This is a genomic window from Oceanisphaera avium, from assembly GCF_002157875.1.
Lineage (GTDB): Bacteria > Pseudomonadota > Gammaproteobacteria > Enterobacterales > Aeromonadaceae > Oceanimonas > Oceanimonas avium.
On the sequence record NZ_CP021376.1, the window covers coordinates 2,204,778 to 2,212,500 of the forward strand.

The following is a 7,723-nucleotide window of genomic DNA, read 5'->3' on the forward strand; positions in this document are numbered from 1 at the left end:
TAGCTCGGGGGTTTTACGTTTTGTCTGTCGGTGAAGTTATTTTTCGTCAGACCAAAGTACCCCGAGCGGAGATTTAATAATCACCACTAGGATCACAATAATATTGACGAAGTAAACTAAGAAATTCATGTCACCGATCTCTCAATAGGGGGCTGAGCAAGAACCAACTACTCAAGCAGACCTATACAACTAGCATGATGAACTAGACTAAACAAGACTTTATTATATAAAAGAGCCATTCAAGCGGCGCTGAGCTACCGGAAAAGCCAGTTAAAAAAACTACAAATATTTAATTATCAAAAACAAAATATTAGGGAGACTAGGATGTCACTCGCCGTGGTTTTTGCTCGTGCTAGTTTAGGAATAACCGCTCCTTTAGTGACGGTGGAAGCCCATTTAGCTAACGGCTTGCCGGCATTTAATATTGTAGGCTTGCCAGAGACTAGCGTGAAAGAAGCTCGCGATCGCGTGCGTAGCGCCCTCCTCAACTCAGGCTATGAATTTCCTGCAAGACGGATCACTGTTAACTTAGCGCCCGCAGATTTGCCTAAAGAAGGAGGACGCTTCGACTTACCCATTGCCATGGCCATATTAGCCGCCTCGGGGCAAATACCTATAGAGGGACTAAAAGAGCTAGAGTTTTTAGGGGAGCTGGCATTAACCGGTGAATTACGTGCCATTAACGGCGCTTTACCGGCCGTGCTCGCAGCCCGTGATAGTGAGCGGGCTCTTATTCTGCCACTAGATAATGCCAATGAAGCAGGGTTGATACAACCTAGTCCCGCAAGACTTGCTAAACATCTACTGGATATTACCGCTTGGTTACATCATGAAGCCGAGCTTATAACTCCTACCGGTATGAGTGAGCAAGACTGCCAAGAAGATAAAGACTTATGTGAGGTGATAGGCCAAGCAGGCGCTAAGCGTGCGTTAGAAATTGCTGCCGCCGGACAGCATAATTTATTATTTCTTGGCCCGCCCGGCACCGGAAAAAGCATGCTTGCTAGTCGCTTGCCGGGTTTATTACCCGCCATGAGCGAAACAGAAGCCTTAGAAATTGCCGCCATTCGTTCTATTAGTGGTGTGGAGCTAAACCCGAAAAGCTGGCGGTTGCGCGCATTTCGCCAACCCCATCACTCCTCTTCTGCAGTGGCTCTGGTGGGGGGCGGTAGCATACCGCGCCCAGGAGAAATTTCACTGGCTCACAACGGCATATTGTTTTTAGATGAGCTTACCGAATTTGAGCGCCGCGTATTAGATGCCTTGCGCGAACCCCTTGAAACACATGTTATTTCTATCGCTCGCGCTGCACGCAGTGTCACCTTTCCGGCCTGCTTTCAGCTTATTGCCGCCATGAATCCCAGCCCCTGTGGTCATTATCAAGAAGGCTATAGTCGCAGCTCTCCGGAGCAAATTTTGCGCTACCTTAATAAAATATCTGGGCCATTTTTAGATAGGTTCGATTTATCGGTAGAAGTGGCGCTACTGCCACCAGGAGAGTTAAGCCGGCCTCGGCCGGCAACTGAGACTTCCTCTATTATAAAAAAGCGCGTATTAGCTGCGCGAGCGTTGCAACTCAGCCGGGCCGGGAAAACGAATGCCAGACTCAGTGCGGCGGAGCTAGAGCGATTTTGCCCACTCACTCAAGGAGATGCCCAGTTTTTAGAGCAAGCGCTGCATAGCATGAAATTATCGATTCGAGCTTGGCATAAATTAATTCGTGTAGCGCGTACTATCGCTGACTTAGAGCAATCTGCTGACATCAAGCGAGTGCATTTAATTGAAGCGCTGGGTTATCGAGCGATGGATAAATTAATAGCACAATTACAGTTTTAACCAGAGCAGACGCTTAACCTCGTCTGCTCTATTATAATTAGCTTGCGAGCCTAGGACTCGTCTTTAGTAAGCAAGTACTCAACAATTTGATAAAAACGCTCTTCTGAGCCTACTTCCCCCATATCGAGTTCATATTTATTTTTTACGATAACGCTAGGCGTACCGTGTACATCAAAGCGCTCGGTGGCCTTATCGTACTGGCTGATCATGCCATTAAGCATGAAGCTATTAATGACACTATCAAATTTCTTTTCTGATACATCATTCGCTATGAATAAGGCTTTAATGTCTGCCATATTGCTGGGCTTTTTCTTCGCCTTTATCATGGCGTCAAATAGCACAGGCGACATAGTATCTTCTACTTTTAACAGCACTGCCGCAGCATAGGCTCGCTGTAATATAGGACCCATTTCACCACCTAAAAATGCTACCGGTGTTTTCTTCAATTGCATATCTGGAAGGCGCGCTTCTAGCTTTTCCAACATGGGCTCAAAGGTATAGCAATGCGGACAAACATAAGAAAAAAATTCCACAACTATTGGCTCATTGCTAGCTACGCCCTGTACGACTTTATATTCCACCCCTTCTTCAAATTGGGCTGCTTGCACCGAGGATAACACCAGAGAGAACAAAATAAATATGTACTTTTTCATAGTCAATTCCAGTTTATATAAGGCGATTTAAGTTAAGTAATTAGCCCCAAGAGGTCAAGGACAATGGCGGTGCATTCAATTGCTGTAGTTGTTCTTGCAGCACACCAAGTTGTTGCTGCCAGTAGTCTGGCGTATTAAACCAAGGGAAATTAGCAGGAAAAGCCGGATCGAGCCAACGGGCGGTTAACCACGCCATATAATTAATAATACGTATGGCGCGCAGTGGCTCAATCAAGGCCAATTCACGACGATCAAACTCGCGCTCTTGCTCATAGCCATCTAGCAGCGTATCTAATTGCAAAAGTTGCTCTTGGCGAGAGCCACTAAGCATTAGCCACATATCTTGTACAGCAGGGCCCTGAGCACAGTCATCAAAGTCTAATAAATAAGGACCATCTTGCCAGAGAATATTACTGGCATGGCAATCGCCGTGTAAGGTGATAGTGTTGTTAACGACATACAAGTCGCATGTTCGCGCTATTAATGCATCTAGCTGGGTAAAAAAAGCGTCTTTTAACTTAGCAGGGATCGCCGCTTTCGTCATTAACACCTCACGCGCTACTGCCAGCTTATCTGACACACTCTGTGAGGCTCGCGCTACTAAGCTAAATTGCTCACCCACGTTATGTAAACGCCCTAACTGCTCACCTAACGCCGCTAGCTGATCTAAGTTATCCGTCTCAAATTGGCGAGCGGCGACCGCCGGCCACACCGCAAACCAAATACCATTAAAAGAAAACACACTTTGCTGCTCGCGAACTAAAGGCAACGCCACTCGTACCTTGCCTTTAGCCAGCGCAAAAAGAAAATCATGCTCTTCTTGAATTTGTGCTTGGCTCCAGCGGCCGGGGCGATAAAACTTAGCAACAAACGCGCCCTCTTGTTCGCTCTTAAAGCGATAGACTCGGTTCTCATAACTATTTAGTGCCATTAAACCTGAGTCGACATGTAAGTCTATGCTCATCATGGCATCTATTATAACGTCCGGCGTCAGTGCGTAATAATCCATAAGACTCCAAATAAAAGACCGCAGCCTAAGCCACGGTCTGGGATATTAGTTATGTGTTAGTTCAGTTTATCAGTTAAAGGAACTAAAGAACTTACTCTTATTACGCAGTGTTGCCTTATCATCGTCGGCTCCTAGCTCGGTATTGACCAGTACAAACGTAATATCCGTTACCGGTGAAGACAGTAAGTAAGGATCTGTTGATAAGCTTATTGGCAAGCTTAAAATCTCACCACCACGAACACTGACCTCTTGTGGACCTAGCCACTCAACATCCTCTAACCCTTCTACCGATAACCGATACACGGCAGGGTCTAGCGTCTTATTCATAATCTTCATGGTATAGGCGTTTTCAACCAAGCCTTCATTAGTTTCACGGTAGAGCTGGTTGCGGTCACGAATAATTTCTATGCCCATCGGCATAATATGAGAAGCCATATATAAAAATATTGCCGTCATTACGGTAATAACTATGCCATAGCCGATTAGCTTAGGTCGGGCCACATGCGTCACACCATGTTGCAGCTTGTGCTCAGTGGTATAGCTAATGAGACCGGGTTCATAGCCCATGCGATCCATGGTTTGATCACACGCATCGACACAGGCACCACAGTTTATACACTCATACTGTAGGCCGTCACGAATATCGATACCGGCAGGACACACCTGCACACACAAGTCGCAATCGATACAATCTCCAAGTCCTAGCTCTTTAGGATCAGCCTTACGAGGGCGCGGTCCTCTAGCTTCACCACGAGCCGCATCGTAGCTGACGGTAAAGGTATCTTTATCAAACATCGCAGACTGAAAGCGAGAGTAAGGGCAAATATGAGTACACATAATGGTACGCATCCAGCCGGCATTACCATAGGTACAAAAAGCAAAAAACAATACCCAAAAACCGACCCAAAAGCTGGTAGAGAATGTCAGTAATTCCCACGCCAATTCTTTTGCAGGCACAAAATAGGCGATAAAGGTAAAGCCCGTTAACAAGGAGACCGCAAGCCAAGCAATATGTTTAGCCGTTTTTCGCCAAATTTTATTGAAATTCCAAGGTGACTTATCAAGTACTCGACGTTTATTCGCCGTCCCTTCTAGCTTTTCTTCGAACCAAATAAAAATAAAAGTCCATACAGTTTGCGGGCACACATAGCCACACCAAACTCGCCCTAAGAAAGTGGTGACAAAGAATAAAGCCACGGCAGATATCATTAGTAACAACGCAAGCAGCGTAAGATCTTGTGGCCATATGGTGGCAGCAAAGATCTGAAAGCGCTGCTGCTCCACGTCGAATAGCAGTGCTTGTCGCCCATTCCATGTCATCCATGGGCCGGCTACAAAAATTAGCATTAATACCCAGCCTAGATACTTACGTAAACGCTGCCATTTACCGCTTTGCGCACGTACATAAATATGGCCGTCATCGGTGGGGCGATGCGAACGCACCGCCGGAGTAACATCTTTTATTTCTATCTGTGTTTGGTTATCTTTCATTTTGCTCACATTGTTATTCTGACTGCTTATGACCAGATTATCTGCTTAACAAGATAGAAATCATTGATTAGATTTTGTTATGAATTGTTGATTGCTAGCTGTAGAATGTTAATCAATAATGTTTAATAATTAACATGCAGATAAAATACGAGTTATGGCATATTCTGCAGTAAAGCATATAAGAAAAAGGTGATCTTGATCACTCTTTGTCCCCTCAAACGTACCTCTCAGCCGTAGCTTACGCCATCATAGGCATTGTGCTGTTTAAAGACCATGACGGCTATCAGACTTATTTACTTTTTAGTCATGAACTAGGTTATCGCCTTGGCGATAAATTTAACGTATTCAACAAGTCTTGCTTAATAGTCATAAAAATTATTTAAAACACAGCAAAAAGCCCCGCTCAATGAGCGGGGCTTTTTAAATAGGTGTTTGATTGTGACCTACTTTCACATGGCAGCTGCCACACTATCATCGGCGCGGGTGCGTTTCACTTCTGAGTTCGGCAAGGGATCAGGTGGTTCCACAACGCTATGGCAATCAAACAAAACTTTAAAACTGGTGCTGATACCCGGATTCGAACTGGGGACCTCACCCTTACCAAGGGTGCGCTCTACCAACTGAGCTATATCAGCTAAATTTGGCGCCTGGCAGTGACCTACTTTCACATGGCATCTGCCACACTATCATCGGCGCGGCTGCGTTTCACTACTGAGTTCGGCATGGAGTCAGGTGGTTCCACAGCGCTATGGCCGCCAGGCATAAATTGTAATCTGGAAGACTGATGTATCTGAAATAATCTTAAGTAGCCTTGTGACGCAAGGTCTCACACTTCTTGGGTGTTGTATGGTTAAGCCGCACGGGTCATTAGTATTGGTTAGCTCAACGCCTCGCAGCGCTTACACACCCAACCTATCAACGTTGTCGTCTCCAACGGCCCTTCAGAGGGCGTATAGCCCTAGGGATGACTCATCTTGAGGCTCGCTTCCCGCTTAGATGCTTTCAGCGGTTATCGATTCCGAACGTAGCTACCGGGCAATGCATCTGGCGATACAACCCGAACACCAGGGGTTCGTCCACTCCGGTCCTCTCGTACTAGGAGCAGCTCCTCTCAATCATCCAACGCCCACGGCAGATAGGGACCGAACTGTCTCACGACGTTCTGAACCCAGCTCGCGTACCACTTTAAATGGCGAACAGCCATACCCTTGGGACCGACTTCAGCCCCAGGATGTGATGAGCCGACATCGAGGTGCCAAACACCGCCGTCGATATGAACTCTTGGGCGGTATCAGCCTGTTATCCCCGGAGTACCTTTTATCCGTTGAGCGATGGCCCTTCCATACAGAACCACCGGATCACTATGACCTACTTTCGTATCTGCTCGACCTGTCCGTCTCGCAGTTAAGCTGGCTTATGCCATTGCACTAACCGTACGATGTCCGACCGTACTTAGCCAACCTTCGTGCTCCTCCGTTACTCTTTAGGAGGAGACCGCCCCAGTCAAACTACCCACCAGGCACTGTCCGCAACCCCGATAAGGGGCCTACGTTAGAACATCAGACATACAAGGGTGGTATTTCAAGGATGGCTCCACGGCGACTGGCGTCACCGCTTCACAGCCTCCCACCTATCCTACACATGTAGGGCCAATGTTCAGTGCCAAGCTATAGTAAAGGTTCACGGGGTCTTTCCGTCTAGCCGCGGGTATACGGCATCTTCACCGCAAATTCAATTTCACTGAGTCTCGGGTGGAGACAGCGTGGCCATGATTACACCATTCGTGCAGGTCGGAACTTACCCGACAAGGAATTTCGCTACCTTAGGACCGTTATAGTTACGGCCGCCGTTTACTGGGGCTTCAATCAAGAGCTTCACCCGAAGGCTAACCCCATCATTTAACCTTCCAGCACCGGGCAGGTGTCACACCGTATACGTCCTCTTACGAGTTTGCACAGTGCTGTGTTTTTGATAAACAGTTCCAGCCACCTGGTCACTGCGGCTGAGTCACGCTCCATCCGCAAGGGATTTCACATGCCTCAGCGTACCTTCTCCCGAAGTTACGGTACTATTTTGCCTAGTTCCTTCACCCGAGTTCTCTCAAGCGCCTTAGTATTCTCTACCCGACCACCTGTGTCGGTTTGGGGTACGATTCACGTGTACCTGAAGCTTAGAGGCTTTTCCTGGAAGCAGGGCATCAATGACTTCACCACCGTAGTGATTTCGTCTCAGGCCTCAGCATTGAGCGTCCGGATTTACCTAAACACCCTGCCTACACCCTTTCACCAGGACAACCAACGCCTGGCCCATTTAGCCTTCTCCGTCCCCCCATCGCAGTACACGTCAGTACGGGAATATTAACCCGTTTCCCATCGACTACGCCTTTCGGCCTCGCCTTAGGGGTCGACTCACCCTGCCCCGATTAACGTTGGACAGGAACCCTTGGTCTTTTGGCGTGGAGGTTTTTCACCCCCATTATCGTTACTCATGTCAGCATTCGCACTTCTGATATCTCCAGCATGCTTCACAACACACCTTCGCAGACTTACAGAACGCTCCCCTACCACGCACTCAATTAAGAGTGCATCCGCGGCTTCGGTGCATAGTTTAGCCCCGTTACATCTTCCGCGCAGGCCGACTCGACCAGTGAGCTATTACGCTTTCTTTAAATGATGGCTGCTTCTAAGCCAACATCCTGGCTGTCTGAGCCTTCCCACTTCGTTTCCCACTTAAC

General features: G+C 47.4%; 4 protein-coding genes, 1 tRNA gene and 3 rRNA genes (1 of these 8 running past the window's edge). 1 reads left to right on the forward strand and 7 read right to left on the reverse strand.

Annotated features, from left to right (window positions below; all coding sequences use genetic code 11):
* The first annotated feature begins 324 nt into the window (after nucleotides 1–324).
* On the forward strand, nucleotides 325–1,836 hold the full coding sequence (locus tag CBP12_RS10120) for a YifB family Mg chelatase-like AAA ATPase (RefSeq protein ID WP_086964321.1): 1,512 nt from the start codon (nucleotides 325–327) through the stop codon (nucleotides 1,834–1,836).
* Between the two features lie 50 nt (nucleotides 1,837–1,886).
* On the opposite strand, the gene CBP12_RS10125 is transcribed toward CBP12_RS10120, so the two are convergent.
* From CBP12_RS10125 to CBP12_RS10155, 7 genes are all read right to left on the reverse strand, one after another.
* Nucleotides 1,887–2,489: a thiol:disulfide interchange protein DsbA/DsbL gene (locus tag CBP12_RS10125; protein ID WP_086964322.1), complete on the reverse strand. Its 603-nt coding sequence runs from the start codon at nucleotides 2,487–2,489 to the stop codon at nucleotides 1,887–1,889.
* Nucleotides 2,490–2,529: 40 nt separating this feature from the next.
* The gene (locus CBP12_RS10130; RefSeq protein WP_086964323.1) at nucleotides 2,530–3,498 is read right to left on the reverse strand and encodes a serine/threonine protein kinase; all 969 of its coding nucleotides are present in this window, start codon (nucleotides 3,496–3,498) and stop codon (nucleotides 2,530–2,532) included.
* 69 nt (nucleotides 3,499–3,567) lie between these two features.
* Entirely contained in the window at nucleotides 3,568–4,989 is a 1,422-nt protein-coding gene (ccoG, locus tag CBP12_RS10135; RefSeq protein ID WP_086964324.1) for a cytochrome c oxidase accessory protein CcoG, read from the reverse strand.
* A 430-nt stretch (nucleotides 4,990–5,419) separates the two neighbouring features.
* Nucleotides 5,420–5,534 (reverse strand): 5S ribosomal RNA (rrf, locus tag CBP12_RS10140).
* Between the two features lie 14 nt (nucleotides 5,535–5,548).
* Nucleotides 5,549–5,624: transfer RNA gene (locus tag CBP12_RS10145), tRNA-Thr, on the reverse strand.
* A gap of 10 nt (nucleotides 5,625–5,634) precedes the next feature.
* Nucleotides 5,635–5,749, reverse strand: a 5S ribosomal RNA gene (gene rrf / locus CBP12_RS10150).
* Nucleotides 5,750–5,835: 86 nt separating this feature from the next.
* Nucleotides 5,836–7,723: ribosomal RNA gene (locus CBP12_RS10155) — 23S ribosomal RNA — on the reverse strand; it runs 1,005 nt beyond the window's last position.

Excerpts from the sequence above, each read along its gene's own strand:
- CBP12_RS10130 (WP_086964323.1), bottom strand. The coding sequence starts at position 3,498 with ATGGATTATTACGCACTGACGCCGGACGTTATAATAGATGCCATGATG.
- CBP12_RS10125 (WP_086964322.1), bottom strand. The coding sequence starts at position 2,489 with ATGAAAAAGTACATATTTATTTTGTTCTCTCTGGTGTTATCCTCGGTG.
- ccoG (WP_086964324.1), bottom strand. The coding sequence starts at position 4,989 with ATGAAAGATAACCAAACACAGATAGAAATAAAAGATGTTACTCCGGCG.
- CBP12_RS10120 (WP_086964321.1), top strand. The coding sequence starts at position 325 with ATGTCACTCGCCGTGGTTTTTGCTCGTGCTAGTTTAGGAATAACCGCT.